Origin of the sequence: Modestobacter sp. VKM Ac-2978 (genome assembly GCF_026968025.1) — a bacterium.
Lineage (GTDB): Bacteria > Actinomycetota > Actinomycetes > Mycobacteriales > Geodermatophilaceae > Modestobacter.
Map to the genome: position 1 here is coordinate 196026 of NZ_JAPVBP010000007.1, position 21717 is coordinate 217742.

A 21717-nucleotide genomic window follows, 5' to 3' on the forward strand; every position below is an offset into this window, starting at 1 on the left:
CAACCGCCCAGCGGGTGGAGAGCGGTCAGTCCTGTTGGACGACGTCGATGACCGTCCAGGCCATCAGCACCGCGGCATCGAGCAGTGCGCGCTCGGCGGCCGGTCCGACGCACGCGGCGGCGAACTCCTTCTGGTGGTTGGTGTACGGCAGCGAGTCGACCCCGATGTAGGGGTGGATGGCCGGGACGATCTGCGACACGTTGCCCATGTCGGTGGACGCCCGGTTCATCCGCCCGGCGACCGCCGGGTCGGCGAACACGCGCCCCCGGTCGACCGCGTTGCGGGTGTAGGCGGCCAGCGCCCGCTCGTCGGTGCGGAACGCGTCGTAGGGCTTGCTCTCCGGGACGACGTGCAAGGTGGCGCCGGTGGCCAGCGCGCCGGCCTCGAAGCACCGCCGGACGCGCTGCTCGAGCTCCTCGAGCTGCTCGAGGGAGTTGGCGCGGGTGTACCAGCGGCCCTCTGTGTGCTCGGGGATCGCATTGGGGGCGTACCCGCCGACGGTCTGGATGCCGTGCACCCGGGTGTCGGCGGGCAGTTGCTGGCGGAGCAGGCCGATGGCCACCTGGGCGACGACGAAGGCGTCGTTGGCGTTGACGCCGTGGTCCGGGTAGGCGGCGGCGTGGGCCGAGACGCCGTCGTAGGTCACGTGGTTGTGCGCGACCGCGAAGGGACGCGCCTCGGCGACGTCCACCGGCGCCGGGTGCACCATCAGCGCCAGGTCGAGATCGCGGAACGCGCCGGCGTCGATCAGCTCGATCTTGCCGCCGCCGCCCTCCTCCGCGGGGGTGCCGTACACGCGCACGGTGAGGCCGAGGTCGTCCGCGAGCGCTGCCAGCGCGAGACCCGCGCCGACCGTGCCGGCTGCGATCAAGTTGTGCCCGCAGGCGTGCCCGAGACCGGGCAGGGCGTCGTACTCCGCCATGATCCCGATCGTCGTCGGGCCGGTGCCCACCTCGGCGAGCAGGGCCGTGTCGAGACCGAGGTAGCCCGGCGTGACGGTGAAGCCGCCATCGGCCAGCGCCTCGCCGACCCAGCCCGCGGCCCGGTGCTCCTCCCACGCCGTCTCCGGGTGGGCGTGCAGGGTCTCGGAGAGCGCGACCAGCGCCGTGGAGGCGCCGGTCACGCGGTGGTCGGCGGCCCGTTTCAGGGCCGCCCGCTCCGTGTCACTCATCACCGGGTACCCCGTAGGACGGCGCCGTGGTCGGGTCCAGGCCCCGGGTGACGTAGTCGTCGCGCTGGGGCAACCACACCTCGAGCAACCGGCCCAGCTCCTCGATCGGGGCGCCGTCGGTCCAGTCCACCCGGAGGTCGGTCACCCGCCAGCCGGCGTCCCGCACCACGGACAGGCCCGCGGAGTGCACCGGCCCGGCTTCCCCGCCGGCGTCGATCGCCGCCCGCACCGCAGCCATCAGCCGCAGCTCGAGGTCGCCGGTCGCCGCGGAGAACGCATCGACCATCAGCTGCGGGATCTCGGCCGAGGCGAGCATGTTGCCGCCGGCGGCGACCCCGTCGCCGACGGCATGGCCGAAGACGCCCAGGGCGCGCTGCCCGGAGTGCACGGCTGCCCGCCCCCGGTCGTCGACGACGAGCAGCTGGCGGTGGTCGATGAACGGGGTCCCACCGGTGACGGTCCCGAGCGCCTCCGTGGCGGAGCGGCCGCCGCGGAGCTGGTCCAGGACCGCCGGCCCCAGCCGGGGATCGGTGACGTTCTGGCTGTTCACCGCACCGATCCCGTCGGCGAGGTGGACACAGCGCGCAGCGACGGCGGGGGAGGAGGAGCAGATGGCCGCCCCGAGGGCCCCGGTCGCGTCCCGGGCGACGAGCGAGAAGGTCATGCGCCGGACCCGGCTGCGGGCGTGCTGATGACCGCGGTCGCGTCGATCTCGACCAGCCACTCCGGGCGCGCCAGGGCGCTGACCACCAGGCCCGTGGACACCGGGTGCACGCCCTTCAGCCAGCGCCCCATGACCCGGTAGACGGTCTCCCGGTAGCGGGGGTCGATGAGGTACACGGTCACCTTGACGACGTCGGCCAGCGACGAGCCGGCCTCCTCCAGCAGCATGGCGATGTTGGCCATCGCCTTCTCCGCCTGGGCTTCGACGTCCCCGACCCCGACCGACTCACGGGTCTCCAGGTCCTGGCCGATCTGGCCGCGCAGGTAGACGACGCCGTTGGCCACCACCGCCTGGCACAGGTCGTTGTCCAGGTTCTGCTCGGGGTAGGTGTCGCGGGTGTTGAACGGACGGATGCGGGTGTGGGTGGGCATCAGGCACCTCCGGTGGACGTGAGCAGTGAGTTCGGGCCGCGGGTGCTGCCGGGCTCGTCCACGGGACGCTCGAACTCGTCCGGCGGGCCCTCGGTCGCGGCGTCGTAGGCGAGGTATCCGCGCTGGATGGAGATCTGGTCGGCGATGTACTTGGCGTCGTGCCACACGCCCCAGATGAAGCTGGACCCCCGCCGGGACTGCCAGGGCAGCCCCAGGAAGTAGACGCCAGGCTCGGCCGACACCCCGCGCTGGTGCTGCGGCCGGCCTCGATCGTCGAAGGCGTCGATCCGCAGCCAGCGGTAGTCGGGGGCGTACCCGGTCGCCCAGATGATCGTGGTGACCCCGGCCGCGGCGAGGTCGAGCTCGAGCACAGGGTCGGTGAGGCACGCCGGGTCCGGCCCCAGGACCCGGGCACCAGGCTCCTCGGGCAGGTCCAGGCCGTTGCGCCGGACGTGCTCGTCGGCCTCGTCGAGCACCGCCAGGTAGTTGGCGTCGCCGTTCTCGACGTTCGTGCGCAGGTCCGAGGCGAAGGTCATGGTGCCCCGGTCGTAGGAGGCGGTCATGCCCAGCAGTTGCACGCCGGTGGCAGCCAGCTCGCGGAAGTCGACCGTGTGGCCCCCATTCGCACCGCTGACCGCGATCGTCACGTGCTCGGCGCCCTGCGGGGGAGCGGCGGCGTCCCACTTGCCCAGGACTCCGAGCCACCACACGAAGTCGCGGTCTCGGTATCGCCGCGGCGGCCGGTCGTGCGGGCCGACCGACAGGTACACCTCCCGCCCTGACGACCGGAGCTCCTCGGCGATCTGCACTCCCGAGGACCCGGCGCCCACGACGAGGACAGCCCCGGCGGGCAGCTGCTGGGGGTTGCGATAGGCGGCGGAGTGCATCTGGGACACCCCGGCGTCCGCCGGGACGATCGGCGGGAACACCGGCCGCTGGAACGGGCCGGTCGCGGCCACGACGTAGCGCGCGTCGATGGTGCCCTCCGACGTCTCGACCCGGAAACCGGGCCGACCGTCGTTCTTGCGCACGGCGGTCACCTCGACGCCGCAGCGCACGGGTGCACCGAACTTCGCGGCGTAGGCGGCGAAATAGTCCGCGACCTGCTCCTTGGGTGCGAAGCCGTTCGGCTCCAGGTCGAACTCCAGTCCCGGGAAGCGGTCATGCCACACCGGCCCGTTCGCCACCAGGGAGTCCCACCTCCCCGTTCGCCACTGTTCGGCGATCCGGGCCCGCTCCAGGACGACGTGCGGGATCCCGCGCTCGGTCAGGTGCTCGCTCATCGCCACGCCGGCCTGGCCGGCACCTACGACGACAACTTCGGTTCTCTCGATCGACATCTCGACCTCCACTGCAGTGGGCAAGCCCGCTCGATTGATTTCAGGCCCTCGATCCCAGCCGGCGCACGTGGCCTGGGGACCACGACGGTGTGCCCGTCCCCCGCCGTCGGGTCGTGCTGAGCCAACCCGACCCTGGGGCAGCTGCGCCAATACATGTTCACGACCGTTCGCATCGGCCCAGCCGATGAAGAGTCGGTGCGTCATCACTTGCGCATGTCGAGCTGCTTGCTGTCCTGCATGCCCGCTTCGGCGCGCGTCGTCCTGCGGCGGCTCCTGCGGCGCAGCGGTGCCGGCGGGGCGCTGCGCCGCTCGACTAGTAGCGCACCCAGGTCGTCTTCAGCGCGCTGTACTGGTCGAACGCGTGCAGCGAGAGGTCGCGGGCGTTGCCGGAGAGCCCGAAACCGCCGAACGGTGTGGTGACGTCGAGAGCGTCGACGGTGTTGACCGAGACCGTTCCGACGCGCAGTCGGCTGGCGACGCGGTGCGCACGGCTCAGGTTGTCGGTCCACAAGGAGGCAGCCAGCCCGTAACCCCCGGAGTTCGCTGTCGCCACCGCGTCGTTCTCGTGGTCGAAGGTGAAGACCCCCAGCACCGGGCCGAACACCTCTTCCAGCGCGAGCCGCGATCCTCGTGGCACCTCGTCGAAGATCGTGGGGCCGACGAAGCACCCCTCCCGCTCGAGTCGTTCGCCACCCAGCACGAGGTGCGAAGACGTGCGCGCCGACTCGATGTGGTCCAGCACCGCACCGACCTGCTTCTCGCTGACCAGGGGACCCATCCCCGTCGAGGGATCCAACGGGTCGCCGACGACGATCTCTCGTCCGAGTTCCACGACCCGGTCGAGCAGGGCGTCCTTGATCGACCGCTCCACGAGCAGTCGGGACGTCGCTGAGCACACCTGCCCGGCGTTGTAGAAGATCCCCTGGATGACCCCGGCAGCAGCGGCGTCCAGGTCGGCGGCGTCGGCGAACACGAGGTCCGGGCTCTTGCCGCCGGCCTCCAGCCACACCTGCTTCATGTTCGACTCGCCCGCGTACACCTGCAGGAGGCGGCCGACGGCCGTCGAACCGGTGAAGGCGATCGCATCGACGTCGTGGTGGCGGCCCAGCGCCTGGCCCACGACGGGGCCCGGTCCGGGGACCACGTTGAGCACCCCGTCCGGCAGACCTGCGTCACGGGCGAGCTCGGCGAGTCGCAGCACCGAGAGCGGTGACTCCTCGGCCGGCTTGAGGACGACGCTGTTGCCCACGGCGAGCGCGGGAGCGAGCTTCCACGCGGCGATCTCGAGCGGGTAGTTCCAGGGGACGATCGCCGCGATGACGCCGAGCGGTTCACGGGTGACCAGGGCCAGGTCGCCGGGACCGGTGGGTGCGACCTGCCCGTAGACCTTGTCGACCGCCTCGGCGAACCAGCGGAACGTCGCGGCGGTCCCCGGGACGTCGACACCGGTGGTCTCGGAGATGAGCTTGCCCGCGTCGAGCGTGTCGAGCAGAGCCAGTTCCTCGGCGTTCGCCTCGACGAGGTCGGCCAGTCGCAGCAGCACGCGCTTGCGATCCGCCGGAGCCGCGCGGGACCAGTCCCCGCGCTGGAACGCGGCACGAGCCGCCGCCACGGCGACGTCGACGTCCTCGGCTCGACCCGACGCCACCTGGGCGATCACGGCGCCGGTGGCCGGATTGGTCGAGGGCTGGACGCCGCCTGCGCGCGCGGGGGTCCAGCGGCCGTCGATGAACAGCTCCTCCCGCGGGCGGACCCGGGAGGCGCGCTCGGCCCACTCCGCTGCCGACAGCGGACCGCTTCCGCCGGGCGTGGGCAGGGGATCGCTGTTCGTCGGCGCCTCGAAGCCCACAACTGCCTCGGTCACGTCGGGTCCTCTCGATGGGCTCGGATCGGCTCGGCGGCGTCATCGCACGTGCAGCTCGCCACCGTGGACCCTAGGTCGGGAACCTGCTCGTCACAGGGGCTCGACGGGCAGCCGCTTCTGATCGCTTGGACCAGTCCAGCTGATGCAGTCATCGGTCGTCGTCGGGTCGGCAGGTGCCGTGCGCGGACCCGTCGTCACCTCGGTCGGCGTGCCACGACGCCGGTGAGCCGGGGGCCGAGTGCCACCGCCGGCCCTCCGTCGCCGTGGCCGGTGGGTCAGGACGTGATCACGGGGGCGTGCTGGAGCACCGCGCGGGCTCGGGTCCCCACCGCGCGGGCCCGCGCGGTGGGGCGTACCGACGACAGTCGGGCGATGACGATGGACAACGGCGGCACCTCGTCGGCGATGGGGCGGGCGAGGACCCGGGCGCCGCCGTAGGTGACGTCGTCGACCGGCCGCAGGTTGAGGATCGAGTAGCCGTGGCCGTGCGCCACCAGGCCGCGGACCGTCTCGTAGCCGGCCGACCGGTGACGCACCGTCGGACTGACCCCTGCTGAGGCGAGGATCTGCTGGAAGTACTCCCGGCTGCGGGGGAGGTCGAGCAGGACCATGGGGTCGTGCTCGAGGTCGCGCAGGTGGATGCGCGCGCGGCCGGCGAGACGGTGGTCCGGCGGCAGGATCACGTAGGGGGCGGCCTCGGCGACCACCGTTCGGTCGATCTCCGGGCCGAGGCCGAGGTCGTAGCTGATCGCGAGCTCCGCAGCCCCGGTCCGCAGCGCGCTGTTCAGGGTCTCCGCCTCGGTCTCGATGAACTCGACCTCCACCCCGGGGTGGTGCTCGGCGAGGTCGGCCAGCAGTGCCGGCAGGACGAAGGGTGCCAGGGTGACGAAGCAGGCCACCCGGATGTGCCCGCGCACGTGCTCGCCACGACCGCGCGCGGTGTCCAGGACCTCGTCCATGTGCGCCAGCACGGCCCGCGCATCGCTGAGCAGCTCCTCCCCGGCCGCGGTGAGCGCCAGTCCGCGCGCACGCTGCCGGATGAACAGCTGGGTGCCCACCTGCCTCTCGAGCTGGGCCACCGCAGCGGACACCGCCGACTGCGCTACCCGGAGGTCCCCGGCGGCCTGCGTCATGCTGCCGTGGATCGCCGCCTGCACGAAGTAGCGCAGCTGGGCGAGGGTCACGTCCGGACGTCGCCTCATGGGGCCTCCCTGCGTCGAGATCGCGGTGGCGCGGACGACGACCGCATCGATCCGAGATCACACCCGGTGAACAAGTCAAGCTAGGTCATCAACCGACTCGATGCCAAGCGGGTGTCCAGCGGAGCCGGGTGGGTCGGCGCCCGGCCGGTGCGCCCACGACCCAGCGGACCACCGTCCGGAGGTCGGCGCCGGTGGGGAGCCGATTAGCGCCCCGTCTCGTCCGTGGGTCGGACCGTGGGCAGAGCGGGCGCGCCGGTGAGCGCCTCGGGAGCCAGCAGTCGGTCGACCTGGGCCCGGGTCAGGAGCCCTCGTTCGATGACCAACTCGATGCTGCCGCAGCCGCGGGCCTGCGCCTCCTGGGCCACCGCGGTCGCCGTCTCGTAGCCGAGCAACGGGCTGAGGGCGGTCACCAGGCCGATCGAGCTCGCCACGTTCGCGGCCAGCTGGTCCTCGTTCGCGGTGATCCCGCGGACGCAGTGCCGGGTCAGCACGTCCACGCCGGCGGTGAGGTGGCCCAGGCTGGCGAAGAGGGCCCGGGCGATGATCGGCTCGAAGGCGTTCAGCTGCAGCTGGCCGCCCTCGGCCGCGAGGGTGACCGTGACGTCGTTGCCGATCACCTCGAAGGCGATCTGGTTCACGACCTCGGGGATGACCGGGTTCACCTTCCCGGGCATGATGGAGGACCCCGCCTGGCGCGGCGGGAGGTTGATCTCGTTCAACCCGGCGCGCGGACCGGACGAGAGCAGCCGCAGGTCGTTGCAGATCTTGGAGAGCTTGACCGCGACCCGCTTCAGCACCCCGGAGAGCTGCACGAACACGCCGACGTCCTGTGTCGCCTCGATGAGGTCGTCAGCGGAGCGGAGCGTCTCGATGCCGGTCAGCGTCCGCAGCTCGGCGAGCGCCCGCTCGCGGTACTGGGGATGGGCGTTGAGCGCCGTCCCGATGGCCGTGCCCCCCAGGTTCAGCTCGTGGAGCAGGAGGCGGGCCTCGGCCAGGCGCTGCTCGTCCTCGGCCAGGGTCACCGCGATGGCGCTGAACTCCTGCCCGAGGGTCATCGGGACGGCGTCCTGCAGCTGCGTGCGGCCGATCTTGAGGAGACCGGCGAACTCCGCGGCCTTGTCGCTGAACGCGGCCCGGAGGAGTCCCAGCTGGACGAGCAGCTCCTGGAGGTGGCGGTCCAGGGCCAGTTTGACGGCGGTCGGGTAGACGTCGTTGGTGCTCTGCCCGAGGTTGACGTGTTCGAGCGGGTGGAGGACGGCGTAGCTGCCGCGGCCGACACCGAGGTGCTCGAGCGCCCGGTTCGCGAGCACCTCGTTCGCGTTCATGTTGCTGGAGGTCCCGGCGCCCCCCTGGATCAGGTCGACCACGAACTGGTCGTGCAGGGCGCCGCCGCGGACGTCCTCGCAGGCTCGCACGATGGCTGCGGCCTTCTCGTCAGGGAGCAGCCCGAGGTCCCGGTTGGCTGTTGCGGCGGCCTGCTTGACCGTGGCCAGGGCCCGCACGAAGTGGGGCACGGAGGCGAGGGGGGCGCCGCTGATCGGGAAGTTGTCCAGGGCCCGCGCCGTGTGGGCACCGTAGTAGGCCTCCATGGGCACCTCGATGTCCCCGAGCAGGTCGTGCTCGGGGCGGGTGTTCGCGGTACGGGTCAGCGGGCTGATCATGTGGCATCTCCTGAATCGATGGCCAACGGACGCGTGGCGCCCAGGGCGCTGGCGTCCCCGGCGGGGGTGAACCGGCCGGCTCCGGCGGTGGAGCCGCTGCCGAGGCGATGAGGCCCATGCCGCTGTCCCACGCGTCCCCGTGCCCAGCCGGCGTCGGTTCGATCGGCGTCGGGTGCCGGTGGGGTGTGGGCGCGCCGACCGGGACAGGGTGGCCCTCGGAGGCGCCATCCGAAAAGCGGAGGATTGCGATGCCCGACAGCAGTTCGGCAGATGCGAGCAGCCGCAGCAGTCGGCCAGTGAGACCGTCGTGGGTCTCCGCGTTGTTCCGAGTGCTCTGCCCATGGTCTGCATCACGTCCGGTGATCCGGATCCCCGTTTTCGCGTGCTTGGTGGCCCCCTGGCCGACGCCGATAGTTACCCATCGAGCTCCAGCCACCCGCAGAGACGAGGCCGTGATGGACAACGCCCAGGCGACTGAGCGCATCGAGACACGCACCATCGACCACATCCCGGAGACGGAGCGGCACGGCCGGGCGTGGAACCTGTTCACCGTCTGGTTCGGGTCCAACATCATGTTGCTGACGGTGGCGACCGGGGTGGTCGCCACGGCCGTCTACGGTCTGCCGGTCTGGGCCGCGCTGGTCGCGCTGGCCCTCGGCAACGTGGTCGGTGGCGTGGTCATGGCCCTGCACGCGGCCCAGGGCCCGCAGATGGGCGTGCCGCAGATGCTGCAGACCCGCGCACAGTTCGGGTCCTACGGGAGCCTGCTGGTCGTCGTCCTGGTGATCGGCATGTACCTGGGCTTCTTCGCCTCGAACCTGGTGCTCGGCGGCCAGGCGGTGGCGAGCCTCTTCGGCGTCGGCGAGAACACGGCCATCGTCCTGATCGGCCTGGTCAGCGTGGCCGGTGCGATCGTCGGGTACCGCCTGATCCACGCACTGACCGGTCTGATGAGCGTGGTGTCGGGGATCGTCCTGGCGCTCGCCTTCATCTGGGTCCTCGGGGTCAACGGGATGCCCGCGGGCAGCCTGAGTGCCGGGTCGTTCTCCTGGTTCGGCTTCATGGGCACGTTGTCGCTGGCCGCCCTCTGGCAGATCGCCTATGCGCCGTACGTGTCGGACTACACCCGCTACATGCCCAAGGACACCGGCGTCCGGCCCGCGTTCTGGGCCACCTACAGCGGCGCCGTCGCCGGCTCGGTCCTCCCGATGATCCTCGGCGCGCTGGTGGGTGCGGCGCTGCCGGGGGACGACACGGTGACCGGCCTGGGGACGCTCACCGAGGGCATCGGCACGCTGGTGATCGCGGTCTTCGGCATCGGGATCGCGGCGACGAACTCGATGAACCTCTACTGCGGTGCGCTCTCCTCGATCACGGTCGGGCAGACCCTGTTCGCCCGGTGGGTGCCCCGTGCGAGCAGCCGCGCGGTCGTCGCGGCCGTGCTGTTCCTCGCCTCGCTGGTGATGGCCATCGCCGGCAAGGACGACTTCCTGGTCAACTTCACCAACTTCATGCTGCTGCTGCTCTGCGTGCTGGTCCCGTGGACGGCCATCAACCTGGTCGACTACTACGCCGTCAAGCACGGCCGCTACGACATCGCCTCGCTCTTCGAGCGGGACGGCGGGGTGTACGGCAAGGTCAACGGTGTCGCGGTGGCCTGCTACGTCATCGGCATCGCCGTGCAGGTCCCGTTCCTGAGCACCACGCTGTTCACCGGCCCGGTCGCCGAGCAGCTCGAGGGCGTCGACGTCTCGTGGATCGTCGGCCTGGCCATCGTCTCGCCGCTCTACTTCGCACTGATCAAGCGGCGGGACCGCCGGCGTGCGAAGCCGCTCGCCGAGTCGGAGCTCACCGCACCGGCCGCCGTCCTCGCCCGCACGGAGGGCTGACCGCGCCGCGCCGCGGCGCCCGTGGATCCGGTTCCCGCTCGTCCTCCCTGTTCACGCCGGTGACCCGGCCCTGATGACCTCGTGGATGGATCACCGATGACCGAGTACGACTACCTCGTCGTGGGCGGCGGCACCGCCGGCTGCCTGGTGGCGGCCCGGCTGGCCGAAGACCGTGATGTCACCGTCGCCCTGCTGGAGTGGGGGCCCGACGACCGCGGAGAGGACCGCGCCAGCTCGCTGCGCCGCTGGGCGGAGATGCTCGAAGGGGAGTACGACCTCGACTACCGCAGCGTCCCCCAGTCCCGGGGCAACAGCGGCATCCGGCAGGCGCGGATGCGGTTGCTCGGCGGGTGCTCGAACGCCAACACGATGATCTCCTGGCGACCGCTCCCCGGCGACCTGCGTGAATGGGTGACCCTCGGTGCGGCCGGTTGGGATCCGGAGACGGTCCTGCCGTACTACGACCGGTTGCGGACGCCGATCCAGCCCGTGGCGCCGCAGGACCGCAACCCCTACGTCGCCGATGTCGTCACCGCAGCGGCCGCGGCCCTGGACGTCCCGGTGCGGGAGCGGTGGAACGACGGGAGCCTGGACGACCGGGCTGAGGGAACGGGCTTCTTCGAGGTGGGCTACACGCCGTCGACGAACCAGCGGGCGTCCACCTCGCACCACTACCTGCACCCGGTCATGGACGCGCTGGAGAACCTGACCGTCGTCACCGGTGTGCAGGCGGAGCGGCTGCTGCTCGACGACGGCCGGGCGGTTGGGGTGCAGGTGCGGGGCAGCTCGGGCTCGGCCACGTACCGCGCCAGCCACGAGGTGATCGTGTCCTGCGGTGCCATCGACTCGGTGAAGCTGCTCCAGGTCTCCGGCATCGGGCCGCGGGAGGTGCTCGAGCGGGCGGGCGTCCCGGTGCAGGTCGACCTGCCCGGCGTGGGGGAGAACCTGCAGGACCACGCAGAGGGGCTGATCGTCTGGGAGGCGCGGGCAGTGCCCCCGAGCACGTGCGCCAGTGGTTGGGACGCCGGAGCGATGCTGTCGGTCGACGGTGACCCGGAGCGGCCGGACGTGCTCATGCACTTCCCGGTCGAGCCGTGGGCCGACCACGCGGTGACGTTCGGGGCGCAGCTGCCGGACGACATCCTCTCGATCGCACCCAACGTCGCCAGGCCCGCGAGCCGCGGCCGGGTGTCGATCACCTCCGCCGATCCCGCGGCACCACCGTCGATCGACTACGGCTACTTCACCGATCCGGACGGGCACGACGAGCGGATGCTGGTGGCCGGCGTCCGGGCCGCCCGCTCGATCGCGGAGCAGGAGCCGTTCCGGTCGTGGCTGGTGCGTGAGGTCTTCCCTGGCCCCGACGTCACCTCCGACAACGACCTCTCCCGAGTCCTGCGCGCGACCCACCAGACCGTCTACCACGTGTCGGGGACGTGCCGGATGGGTGCGGACGACGATCCGCTGGCCGTGCTGGACCCGACGTTGCGGGTGCGCGGGGTCGCCGGCCTGCGGGTCGTGGACGCCTCGGTCTTCCCGACCATCCCGTCGGTGAACCCGGTGGCCACGATCATGGTGGTGGCGGAGCGCGCGGCCGACCTCATCGCCCAGGACCGCGCGGCCGAGCACCCGGCCTCGGCATGACCGTCCGCATCGGGATCGCGCGGTGGCATCCCCGGCCCGGCACGGGGTGGAGGACCTCGACGCCGCGCTGACCCACATCGCAGCCGTCGCCGACCATGCCGGCTACGCCCGTGTGCTGCATGCCCGGGGGCTCGGGTCGTGTTCTCCGTGTCCGCGCCTACGAGGTGGTGGCCTACGAGGTGGCGGCCGAGCGGTGGCGGCCGAGCGGTGGTGGGACATGCTGCACCCAGTCCAGGGGCTGGCGCACGGGAAGCAGTGGCTGATGGCGAACCAGTCCGGCGGGGCGGCGCTCCTGGGCGGCACCGCTCCGGCTGCAGCCTTCTCCGGTCCCGTCGTCCCGTGCTCACATGGCGGCCATGGCTCCCATGCCGACCATCATCAGCCCGCCGGCGACGTCGGCGACCACCGAACGCGGTGGGCGCGGAACCGCTCGTCCCGCGACGCGGCGTCGCGCCAGCCACCAGGCGGCCACCGCACCGCAGGCCAGCAGTGCGAGGAGGCCGTCGTAGCCGGCCGGCCCCGGGGTGACGCCGCTCCCGTGGTGGTGTGCGGCGTGCACCGTCATCGGACTGGTGGTCGCGGCAGCGACCAGGACGGGCGCGGCCATCAGCGCCATGAGCACGCCCGAGCCGGCCACGTCGATCGCGCACCCGAGCGCTCCCTGGCCGGTCCGGGCCCCGGGGAGGGCGAGGACCAGGCCGGTGCCGATGAGGGCCAGCGTGCAGCCGGCCAGCGCCCACGGGGACTCCATGGCCAGTGCACTGACCACCATTGCCGCCAGGACGACGAGGTGCGCCCGCCGTAGGTGCCGGTGCCGGTGCCGGTTGCAGACGAGCATCACGGCGGCGGCGACCACGCAGAGCGCTGCGGCGGTCAGGTGCACGCCGTGGCTCATCCGTGCTGTGGTTCGCCCCGCGGGTGCTCGGAGCCACCGCAGCACCCGCCGGCCTGGACGGCGTCTCCGGTGACCTGGGTGGCGCAGTGCGCGGAGCGGGGCACCGGCACGTCGAGCGCCGGGTTCTGGTCGAAGAAGCCGTAGGGCTTCATCACGAACCCGGTGTGGTCGACGGGCATGATCGGCCAGTCCTCCGGCCGGGGGAAGTGCGTGAGGCCGAAGGTGTGCCACAGCACGAGGTCCTCGCCGTCCAGCTCGCGGTCGGCGCGGACCCAGCTGTCGATCCCGGTGTTCCCCGGGTTCTGGTTGACGTACTGCCCCGAGGGATACCGCTGGTCGTCGTCCTGGGCGGTCACCCACAGGTGCCTGGTCGTGAAGGCCGCCCGCTGGGCGATGGAGGACGACGGGTCGGCCATCAGGGTTGGCTGCCCCTCGGGCAGCAGGACGTAGGCGACCGGCTGCCCCATGCGGTTCCGGCGCTCGGGGTTGCTCACGTGCCACGCGCGGCCGACCGTGCCGTCGGCCATCCGCGCACCCTCGGACTCGCGGGTGATCCGGGTGGCCCGGCGGGTGAACGCGTTGCCGTACGGGTTCTCCGGGCCGACCGGCACCCGCACGGCGTCCACCTCGTCGACGGCGTTGCCAACCCCGTCGACCATCATGTCCAGCCGCGCGGAGAACAGGTGCTGGTGGAACGGTGCCCCGACGCCGGGCGCGATCTCCGAGGCCCACGGGTACTCCGAGCCGTCCGGCCGGGCGCCGGGGTAGGCGGAGGCGAACACCACGCCGGTCGCCTTGCAGTCGAGCTCGATGGTCCCGTCGAGGTAGAGGTACCAGTAGAAGCCGTAGTCGTAGTTGCCCACGGTGATGAAGAAGGAGATCACGAGCCGGCGTTGGCGCCGGGTCGAGCTCGTGCCGTTGTACCCGTCGGTGTGCTTCCAGAGGACCCCGTCGTCCTCCTCGTGCATGCAGATGGCGTTGCGGATCGTCCGCGGGTGACCGTCGTCGTCGGCGATGGCGGCGTCGAAGTAGTGGATCTCGCCCAGGCAGTCGCAGCCGAGCTCGAGCGAGTTGGCCTCCTTGCCGAGGGAGTACTCGCCGGCGTCGAAGTAGTTCTGCCAGAAGCGGACCGGGGACGGGTCGCCGTAGGGGACCACCATCTCGGCCACCGACGCCCGGTACACGATGGGCCGGACCCGGCCACCGTCTCGGAACCCGAGCTGGTGCAGGGTGAGACCCTCGACCTGGTCGAAGCCGATGCGGAACTCCCAGTTCTCCCAGCGCACGACGTTGCCCTCGACGGAGAACGACGGCCCCTCGGGCTGGGTGATCTCGATCGGCCGCTGGCTGTCGCGGGCCGGCAGGTCCGCTGGCCGCGGTTCGAAGTCGGCTCGCGCGGTCGACAGCTCGAAGATGCCGTCGTCGATGAGCTCGACCACCTCGGCGGTGATCAGGTCGACGTAAGCGACGACCCCGTCGATCGGGTGCGCCCAGACGTTGTCCGCGTCATCGAGCTGCAGGAAGGACAGGCACCGCACCAGCCGGCGCCCCTCCTCGCCGGGGATGTCGAAGCTCCCGGCGCTCAGCGCGGAGACGCGGATGCGCTCGGGCTGGTCCAGGCCGCGGCGGGCCATGGCGGCGCACCAGTCGGCGTCCTGCCAGAGGATCTTCTCCACCAGCACGAACTCCTCGCCCATGATGGGCGGCTGGCCCTCGACGGCGACGTCGACGTCCCGCCGGGACACCACCGTGCCCTCGTCCAGCGACGTGACCACTTCGGTGACCGCCCCGGCGCTCCGGTCCAGCAGCGTGCTCCGCACCTGGCGATGCCACGGGGTGCCCTCCTGCCAGGAGAGCACCTCCCGCTTGGCCGGCTCGGCCAGCATGACCAACGGGAAGCGGGTGGTGGAGCTGATCAGGCCGGCCTCGGCGAGGATCGCCCGGTTCTGCTGGATCTCCTCGGCGGTGAGCCGGTCGAGCGGGTGGGCGGTCATGGGGTCCCTCCGGGTGGCGAGTGCAGTCGCCCGGTTCTTTGCGCTGCGTACCGAAGAATAGGGTGGCCCGGACCACACTCCTAGCGGCCGAGTCATGGCCTTTCTTGATGCGGGTCATCGATAATGTCGCCATGGCTCGCCCCCGGAACCAGACCGCACGCCGTCGTCAGCTGGTCGCGGCCGCGGGCCGGGTCATCGCGGCGCGCGGACTGGCCGGCCTGCGCATCAAGGACGTCGCCGACGAAGCGGGCCTGTCGGCAGGGTCGGTCTCCTACTACTTCCCCGAACTGGACCACCTGCTGCTCGACGTGCACCACGACGCGGTCGACCGCTACTACTGGTCGCGCATGGAGGCGGCTGCGCGAGCCGAGGATCCGCGGGACAAGCTCAACCAGCTCGTGGACCAGGGCATCCCCGACGACGCTGCCGACCCGATGGGCCCGGTCCTCTACGAGCTGCACCTGAGTGCCGCCCGGAACAAGGCGCACGCAGTGCTGATGTCGGGCCTGTTCGACCGTGAGGTGTCGCTCTACGCCACGGTCCTCGACGCGGGCGTGGCGCGCGGGGTGTTCGCCCCGATGGACGACCTGCGCGCCGCGGCGACCAACGCGGTCGTCCTGGAAGATGCCTACGGCCTGCACCTGGTCGGCCGCAACCAGTCGATCCGCCCGCAGGAGGCCCGGCGGTTAATCCGCGCCTACCTAGCCGGCGTCACCGGCTGCGACCTCCAGTCCCGGATCGCCGGGTGAGTGCGGTCAACCGGTGGTGAGTCGTCCGTACAGCTCGGGGCGGCGGTCGCGGAAGAGCCCCCACATCTGCCGCTCGGCGTCCGCCTGCGCCAGGTCCACCTCGGCCAGGAGCACGACCTCGCTGTGCTCGTCCGCCCGGGTCAGGATCTCGCCGTGGTGGTCTGCGACGAGGGACCGGCCCAGGAAATCCAGGCTCCGCCCGCTCCCGGTGCGCTCCGTGCCCACCCGGTTGCTCGCCAGCACCGGGACGGAGTTCGCCGCGGCGTGGCCCTGCATGCAGCGCTGCCACTGGGCCATCGGGCTGCCTCCCGGGTAGAGCGGGTCGCTGCCGATCGCCGTGGGGTGAACCAGCAGCTGCGCGCCGAGCAGCGTCATGACCCGCGCCGCCTCCGGGAACCACTGATCCCAGCAGATCCCCACCCCGACCCGCCCGACAGCGGTGTCCACCCGGAAGCCGGTGTCCCCGTCGGCGAAGTAGGACGTCTCGACGTACCCGGGGTCGTCGGGCACGTGGGACTTGCGGTAGACCCCGAGGCGACGGCCGTCCGCGTCGATCACGGCGACGGAGTTGAACAGTCCGTCCGCCGTCCGCGCGTAGAAGCTGACCGGCAGGACGACCCCCAGTTCACGTACGAGGGACTCCATCCGGGCCACCACGGGGGACTGGTCGATGGTGCGGGCCAGCTCGAAGTGGGCAGGGTCCCGTTCCTGGCAGAAGTACGGGCCGGCGAACAGCTCCAGCAGCAGCACCAGGGGCCCCGCTGGCAGCAGCGGTCCGGACGAGCTGCTCGGCGTGGTCCACGTTCACGGTCTGCTGGTCGGCGCAGGCCATCTGGGTGATGGTGACCTTTGATCGACCCGTCGTCCTCTCGGTTGCGCGGAACAGCGGGATGGTGCTGAGCCGGCTCCGGCGGCGGGCGACCGACGAGGCGCAGGGGCTCGCGCCGGGCTGCGGGTCTCACCAGTTCTCGTGCACCGGCGCCCCGTCCACGAAGGTCGCCCGCACGCGCAGGGAGGAGAGCTCGCCGGGATCGACGGCGAAGGGGTCACCGTCGAGCAGCACGAGGTCGGCGGCCTTGCCCACGGTGAGGGTCCCTGTCTCCTGGTCCGTGCGGTTGGCTCGGGCGGCTCCGGCGGTGTAGCCGTGCACCGCTGCACGCACGCCGACCGCTTCGCCGGCGAGCAGCGGCACGTTCCTGGCGTGGTCGTCGTCGGCGTGCACGTCCGCCGGGGGAGCGGTGCGGTTCACGGCGACGTGGATGCCCCACAGCGGGTCCGGGCTGGAGACGGGCCAGTCCGAGCCCATGGCCAGGGAGACGCCTGCCTGAGCCAGGCTGCCGAAGGCGAAGTGCCGGGACCGCTGGTCGGGGGTGAGGTACGGGAGCTTGGTCTCCACGAGCACCTTGTCCTCGCGGGCCCACAGCGGCTGGATGTTGGCGATGACCCCCAGCCGTCTCATCCGCGTCATGTCCTGGCGGTCGATGAGGTCGATGTGCGCGATCTGGTGCCGCGGGTCCCGACCGGTGGACTCCGGGCCGGCGGCCTCCAGCGCGTCGAGGCACTCCCGCACCGCACGGTCGCCGACGGCGTGCATGTGCAGGTCGAACTCCTCGGCCACCAGACTCGCCACCGCGGCACGCAGTGACTCCGGCGGGATGAAGCTCATGCCCACCTCCCCGTCCATGCCCGCGTAGGGGGAGAGGAGGGCGGCGGTGTGGTTCTCGCAGACGCCGTCCTGCATGATCTTGACGGCGGTGGCGCGGAACCTCCCGGCCGACGCACGCCGCCGTCGTCCGCGCAGGTGCTCGAGCTGATCGAGCCCATCCTCCCGGCGCCACCACAGCGCACCGGTCACCCTGGCGGTGAGCTCCCCGGACCTCGCCGCGGCGAGGTAGGCGTCAAAGCTGTCGACGAACAGGTCGGCGTCGCCGACGGCGGCGTCCTGCCACGCGGTGATGCCCAGCTCGTGCAGGTACCGCTGTCCGGCCAGGAGCGCAGCGCGGAGGCGCGCGGAGTCGGGCGGCGGCAGGAGGCGGGTGACCAGGCCGGCTGCAGACTCGAGCAGCAGGCCGGTCGGTTCGCCGTCCGGGTCGCGCTGGATCCGGCCGCCTTCCGGATCGGGCGTCGTGGCGGTGATCCCGGCGCGCCGCAGGGCCGCCGAGTTCACCCACACGCCGTGGCAGTCGTGGCTGGTGAGCACGACCGGCCGGTCGGGGACGAGGTCGTCGAGGTCGTCGCGGTGCGGGAAGCCGCCCGGGAAGACGTCGCCGTACCACCCCGAGCCCTCGAGCCACGGGTCGTCCCGGTGCCGGTCCCCGTGCTCGGCGACCAGTCGGCGGTAGTCCGCACGGTGGTGCACGCCCGAGAGGTCGCACCCCAGCCGCTGCAGGCCCCCGGCGACGGCGTGGACGTGCGCGTCCTGGAACCCGGGCAGCAGGGCACCGCCCTGCAGGTCGGCGATGTGCGTCTCGGGGCCGACGAGGTCGCGGACCCGCTCGCCGACGGCCACGATGCGGCCGTCGCGCACGGCGAGCTCGGACACCGCCTCGGTGCCGTCCATCGGGTGCACGGCGCCGCCGTGGAAGATCCAGTCGGCGTCACCTTCGATGGCCACGATTGCCGCTCCTGTTCTCGCGTGTGCGTCGGTCTGGCTGGTGGGGGAGGACATCAGGCGGTGCGCGCCGATGCCGCGGCGCCCTCGGTCGGGCTCGGTGTGCCCGCCGTTGCGCACGCCGGCGCTCGGATGCCAGGGACCAGCGGTGGGGTGTGCGTTCGGAGGCGTGTGAGGCGCTCACGCCGTCACGTCTCCGTTGCTGCCGCATTGCTCGTCTGGCGCAAGTGACGCATGACGACTCGCGGCGCGGGAAGGGGCGCTCGCACCCGACTTCTCGATGCGCCACAACGCAACAAGAACTGGCTGCCTCGCTGCTCAGGTGGCAGTGGGCCTCCCCTGGGCGCTCGAGCGGGGCATTCGCCGTGCCGACCGGGTGAGGCGTGCAGCCGATGCCCGCATCGCAACGGGCATCCTCAGGGAGCGCCGCGAACTGACGGAGCAGCGGGCGTTCGACCACCTACGGGTGCTCAGAGTGGTGTCCACCGAGGTGGTGTGCGACGGCCCGAGTGAGCAGCGGGCCCGGAACGTCGAGGCGGCCACCGCGTGATCTTCTGGAGGACTTCTCACAGCACCGCAGGGGAGAGAACGCGGTGACGGCGGCGGACGGGACAAGCCGCTGACCAGGACGAACCTCATCAGAACGAACAACGACGGACCCCCCGCAGGAAACTGGCCGCGGCGGTCGCGGTCGCAATGACCAGACCGATGCCGGCGCCGATCAGCACGAGGCTGGGCAACAGGTGGGACACGTACCCGCTGTTCAGGCCGATCCGGGTCAGCAGCAGAACACCGGTCCCGGCCAGGGTCAGTCCCAGCGGGGTGGTGGACCGGGCCCCGAGCGCCCGGGTCAGGACCGGGCCGATGACCGCGGCGGAGAGAACCAGGGTGACCGGCACGGGCAGGAAGGACAGGCCGGTGGCTACTTGGCTGTAGCCGAGGGTGACCTGCAGATAGAAGGGCAGGAACAGGAAGGTCGTGAACAGTCCGGCCGAGGCCAGCAGCAGGGCGATCAGCGCCCCGCCGCGCCCGCGGTCGGTCGGGATGCGCAGCGGGAGCAAGGGTGCCGCGACCCGGGTCTGGGCGAGGACGAACGCAGCCAGCAGGCCCGCCGCGAGGACCAGCGTCCCGATCGTGGCCGGCGATTCCCAGCCGGAGGTCTCGGCGCTGGAGGTGCCCAGCACCAGCGCGAACAGGCCGAGGGTGACCGTGACCGCCCCGATGAGGTCCAGGCGCTGCGGGGTGTGCCGTTCGTGGCCGGGAGCGAAGACGATCGTGCCGATGACCGCCGGCACGGCGAAGGCGATGTTGATGAACATCGTTCAGCGCCAAGACAGCGTCTCGGTCAGGACCCCGCCGAGCAGCAGCCCGAGTGTGGTCCCGACCATCGAGACCGACCCGAAGACGCCGAAGGCGCGCACCCGGTCTGCGGGGTCGGTGAAGGTGGTCGACACCAGGGCCAGTGCGGCCGGGGCGAGCAGCGCCGCGAAGACCCCTGACCGATCCGGGCCCCCACCAGCACCTCGATGTTGGGTGCGATGCGGCCGAGAGCGGAGGTCAGCGCGAAGCCGGCCAGGCCGATCACCAGCAGGCGTCTGCGGCCCCACCGGTCCGACAGGCGCCCGCTGAGCAGCAGCAGGCTGCCGAAGGCCAGGGCGTACCCGGTGACGACCCACTGCCGCGCACTGTCGGCGAAGCCTAGGTCGGCCTGCGCGGAGGGCAGCGCGATCGTGATCACGGTGGTGTCCAGGGCGATCATCAGCTGCGCGAGGGCGAGAGCGGTCAGCAGCCACCACCGCCGGTCGCTCGTGGCGGCTGGGCCGCCGACGTACTGGTCGCTCGTGCGCGTCTCGGTCACGGGGTGCCTCTCAGAACGTCCGACACGGGTGGGTCACCGGTGTGCCTCGGGCGCACCGGTGGAAGGGCGCGGGATCAGGGGCGGCGGGCGGCCCAGAGGGTGCGTGTCCCCCGGATCCACAGCTCCCCGAGCTCGCGGACGTTGCCGGCGCCGTAGCCGGCCAGGGTCACCAACGTCGTCCGATCGGACCCGCTCAGCGCCGACATCGCGGCATGGCCCATCCGGCGCAGCTCGAGTGCTGCGTAGTCACCGGCAGGTCCGTCAGCGGGCATCAGCCGGTCGGTGACGAGTGAGCGGGTGAGGACCATCTCGAAGCCCACCGCCTTCAGCGTGCCCGTCCAGTCCGGGTGATCGGTCGCGGCGGAGCCACTCCCGGCAGCTCGGACCCGTGTCTCCCACTCGGCGAACGCACTCGGCAGCACCCTCGGCGGTGCGTCCATCTCGATCACGATCAGGTGCCCGCCGGGCCGCAGCGCCTGGAACAGGTTCTGCAGGGCCAGGCCGGCGTCGGCCACCTCGTGCAGAGCAGCCGAGGACCACACCAGATCGGCAGCACCCAGTTGCGGCGAGCCGGACGCGACGTCGCCTTCCAGCGTCGTCACCCGGTGCTGGACGCCCTCCTCGTGGGCGCGAGCGCGGACACGGTCGAGCATCTGCCCGTCGACGTCCACGGCGACGACTTCCGCGGCGGCGAAGCGCCGAGCCAGGGCGACCGTCCCCGTCCCGGTCCCGGCTCCGACGTCGAGGATGCGCTGCGGCACGGCTGCACCGGCCAGCCCAGCCACTTCGGCGATGGCTTCTTCGAGCATCGGGGACTGCACGACCGCGTCGAGGTCGAGCAGCTGCATCAGCAGCGGACCGTGGGAGTGGACGAGCTCGGAAGAAGCGGGTGAGGTCATGGCTTGACGGAAGGACTTCGATGCCTCCAAGGCATACGCTCCTGCCTGCGGAGCAAGAACCTGATGTCGACCGGCTGGTTCGCCAGCGGATCAGGGCACTACGGGTCGGCCGTGGCTGGTCCCTCGACGCCCTCGCCGCACACAGTCACCTCAGCCCGTCGAACCTGAGCCGGATCGAGACCGGGGGCCGCCGCATCGCCTTGGACCAGCTCATCCCGATCGCCCGGGCACTGGGCACCACCCTCGACCAGCTGATCGAGTCGACCAACGACGAGGACGTGGTCATCCGCCCGCAGCAGGGAGAGCGCCCCGGCATGACCATCTGGACCCTCGCCCGCGAACGCACCCCCAACCAGCTCACCGTCGCCAAGATGCGGATCACCACGCCCGCGTCACCGGTCGAGGACGCAGGTGTCCATCCGGGTCGGGACTGGTTCACCGTGCTCACCGGTGTTGCGGAGCTGCGCCTGGGTGACCGGCTGATCCTCGTCGAGCCTGGCAGCGCGGCCGAGTTCTCGACCATGATCCCGCACTCCATCGGCGCCCACGGCGACCATCCGGTGGAGATCCTGGCGATCCTCACCCAGGAAGGGAGCCACGCCCACGCTCACGACGGGTGAGACTCTCGATGAGCGCCCTTCCCAGCATCCGTCGTCGTCCTGGCCATGGTCGAGTACAGGCTGCCGGCAGCCATTTCACGAAGCCCCCCCGCCCCCACAGGCGGCCATGTCCCCATCAGTGGTCTACCCGGTGCCACCAGGCCCGGTGACAACACCCCGGATCATCACCGACAGGGGCAGTCGGTCGTGCCGGACCTGGTGACCAGGAGCCCCTCAGTGGGGACG

The 21717-nt window shown here is 71.7% G+C and carries 18 protein-coding genes and 1 pseudogene; 5 read left to right on the forward strand and 14 right to left on the reverse strand.

All coding sequences use genetic code 11. The features are described from left to right. Window positions 1–25: 25 nt before the first annotated feature. The 7 genes from O2W53_RS17720 to O2W53_RS17750 form a co-directional block, all read right to left on the reverse strand. A complete protein-coding gene (locus O2W53_RS17720; RefSeq protein ID WP_269164380.1) occupies window positions 26–1171 on the reverse strand; it encodes an amidohydrolase in 1146 nt (381 codons plus the stop codon). Beyond that, window positions 1164–1835 (reverse strand): DUF1028 domain-containing protein, encoded by a 672-nt coding sequence (locus O2W53_RS17725; protein ID WP_269164381.1) that lies wholly within the window; start codon window positions 1833–1835, stop codon window positions 1164–1166. The genes O2W53_RS17720 and O2W53_RS17725 overlap by 8 nt, the downstream gene beginning before the upstream one ends. Next, window positions 1832–2266 (reverse strand): RidA family protein, encoded by a 435-nt coding sequence (locus tag O2W53_RS17730; protein ID WP_269164382.1) that lies wholly within the window; start codon window positions 2264–2266, stop codon window positions 1832–1834. The genes O2W53_RS17725 and O2W53_RS17730 overlap by 4 nt, the downstream gene beginning before the upstream one ends. After that, window positions 2266–3606 carry a flavin-containing monooxygenase gene (locus O2W53_RS17735; protein ID WP_269164383.1) on the reverse strand — a complete coding sequence of 447 codons (1341 nt, stop codon included), beginning with the start codon at window positions 3604–3606 and terminating at the stop codon, window positions 2266–2268. Before O2W53_RS17735 ends, O2W53_RS17730 begins: the two co-directional genes overlap by 1 nt. Before the next feature lie 313 nt (window positions 3607–3919). Then, window positions 3920–5470, reverse strand: coding sequence for an aldehyde dehydrogenase family protein (locus O2W53_RS17740; RefSeq protein WP_269164384.1), 1551 nt, complete (start codon window positions 5468–5470; stop codon window positions 3920–3922). Window positions 5471–5745: 275 nt separating this feature from the next. After that, window positions 5746–6672, reverse strand: a complete 927-nt coding sequence (locus O2W53_RS17745) for a LysR substrate-binding domain-containing protein (RefSeq protein ID WP_269164385.1) — start codon at window positions 6670–6672, stop codon at window positions 5746–5748. Between the two features lie 203 nt (window positions 6673–6875). Beyond that, entirely contained in the window at window positions 6876–8333 is a 1458-nt protein-coding gene (locus O2W53_RS17750; RefSeq protein WP_269164386.1) for an aspartate ammonia-lyase, read from the reverse strand. 455 nt (window positions 8334–8788) lie between these two features. Here O2W53_RS17750 and O2W53_RS17755 point away from each other — a divergent pair, with 455 nt between their 5' ends. Beyond that, window positions 8789–10222 (forward strand): purine-cytosine permease family protein, encoded by a 1434-nt coding sequence (locus tag O2W53_RS17755; protein ID WP_269164387.1) that lies wholly within the window; start codon window positions 8789–8791, stop codon window positions 10220–10222. A 96-nt stretch (window positions 10223–10318) separates the two neighbouring features. Next, window positions 10319–11866 (forward strand): GMC family oxidoreductase, encoded by a 1548-nt coding sequence (locus tag O2W53_RS17760; RefSeq protein WP_269164388.1) that lies wholly within the window; start codon window positions 10319–10321, stop codon window positions 11864–11866. A gap of 343 nt (window positions 11867–12209) precedes the next feature. On the opposite strand, the gene O2W53_RS17765 is transcribed toward O2W53_RS17760, so the two are convergent. Both O2W53_RS17765 and O2W53_RS17770 read right to left on the reverse strand, forming a co-directional pair. Continuing rightward, window positions 12210–12749, reverse strand: coding sequence for a hypothetical protein (locus O2W53_RS17765; protein ID WP_269164389.1), 540 nt, complete (start codon window positions 12747–12749; stop codon window positions 12210–12212). An 8-nt stretch (window positions 12750–12757) separates the two neighbouring features. Beyond that, window positions 12758–14851, reverse strand: a complete 2094-nt coding sequence (locus O2W53_RS17770; RefSeq protein WP_269164390.1) for a primary-amine oxidase — start codon at window positions 14849–14851, stop codon at window positions 12758–12760. A 35-nt stretch (window positions 14852–14886) separates the two neighbouring features. Between O2W53_RS17770 and O2W53_RS17775 the strand changes: the two genes are divergently transcribed. Beyond that, entirely contained in the window at window positions 14887–15504 is a 618-nt protein-coding gene (locus O2W53_RS17775) for a TetR/AcrR family transcriptional regulator (RefSeq protein WP_269164391.1), read from the forward strand. 6 nt (window positions 15505–15510) lie between these two features. On the opposite strand, the gene O2W53_RS17780 is transcribed toward O2W53_RS17775, so the two are convergent. Continuing rightward, window positions 15511–16254, reverse strand: coding sequence for a nitrilase-related carbon-nitrogen hydrolase (locus O2W53_RS17780; protein ID WP_269164392.1), 744 nt, complete (start codon window positions 16252–16254; stop codon window positions 15511–15513). Between the two features lie 208 nt (window positions 16255–16462). Further along, window positions 16463–18118, reverse strand: coding sequence for an amidohydrolase (locus tag O2W53_RS17785; RefSeq protein WP_269164393.1), 1656 nt, complete (start codon window positions 18116–18118; stop codon window positions 16463–16465). Between the two features lie 319 nt (window positions 18119–18437). Between O2W53_RS17785 and O2W53_RS17790 the strand changes: the two genes are divergently transcribed. Beyond that, the gene (locus O2W53_RS17790) at window positions 18438–18665 is read left to right on the forward strand and encodes a hypothetical protein (RefSeq protein ID WP_269164394.1); all 228 of its coding nucleotides are present in this window, start codon (window positions 18438–18440) and stop codon (window positions 18663–18665) included. Window positions 18666–18753: 88 nt separating this feature from the next. Here the strand turns inward: O2W53_RS17790 and O2W53_RS17795 are convergent, their stop codons facing one another. From O2W53_RS17795 to O2W53_RS17805, 3 genes and pseudogenes are all read right to left on the reverse strand, one after another. Next, complete coding sequence (locus O2W53_RS17795; RefSeq protein WP_269164395.1) at window positions 18754–19434, reverse strand: hypothetical protein; 681 nt, start codon at window positions 19432–19434, stop codon at window positions 18754–18756. Between the two features lie 3 nt (window positions 19435–19437). Next, window positions 19438–19874: pseudogene (locus O2W53_RS17800) on the reverse strand (MFS transporter). Window positions 19875–20047: 173 nt separating this feature from the next. Then, a complete protein-coding gene (locus O2W53_RS17805) occupies window positions 20048–20872 on the reverse strand; it encodes a class I SAM-dependent methyltransferase (RefSeq protein ID WP_269164397.1) in 825 nt (274 codons plus the stop codon). A gap of 20 nt (window positions 20873–20892) precedes the next feature. On the opposite strand from O2W53_RS17805, the gene O2W53_RS17810 reads away from it, so the two are divergent. Continuing rightward, window positions 20893–21492: a helix-turn-helix domain-containing protein gene (locus tag O2W53_RS17810; protein ID WP_269164398.1), complete on the forward strand. Its 600-nt coding sequence runs from the start codon at window positions 20893–20895 to the stop codon at window positions 21490–21492. Window positions 21493–21717 lie beyond the last annotated feature (225 nt).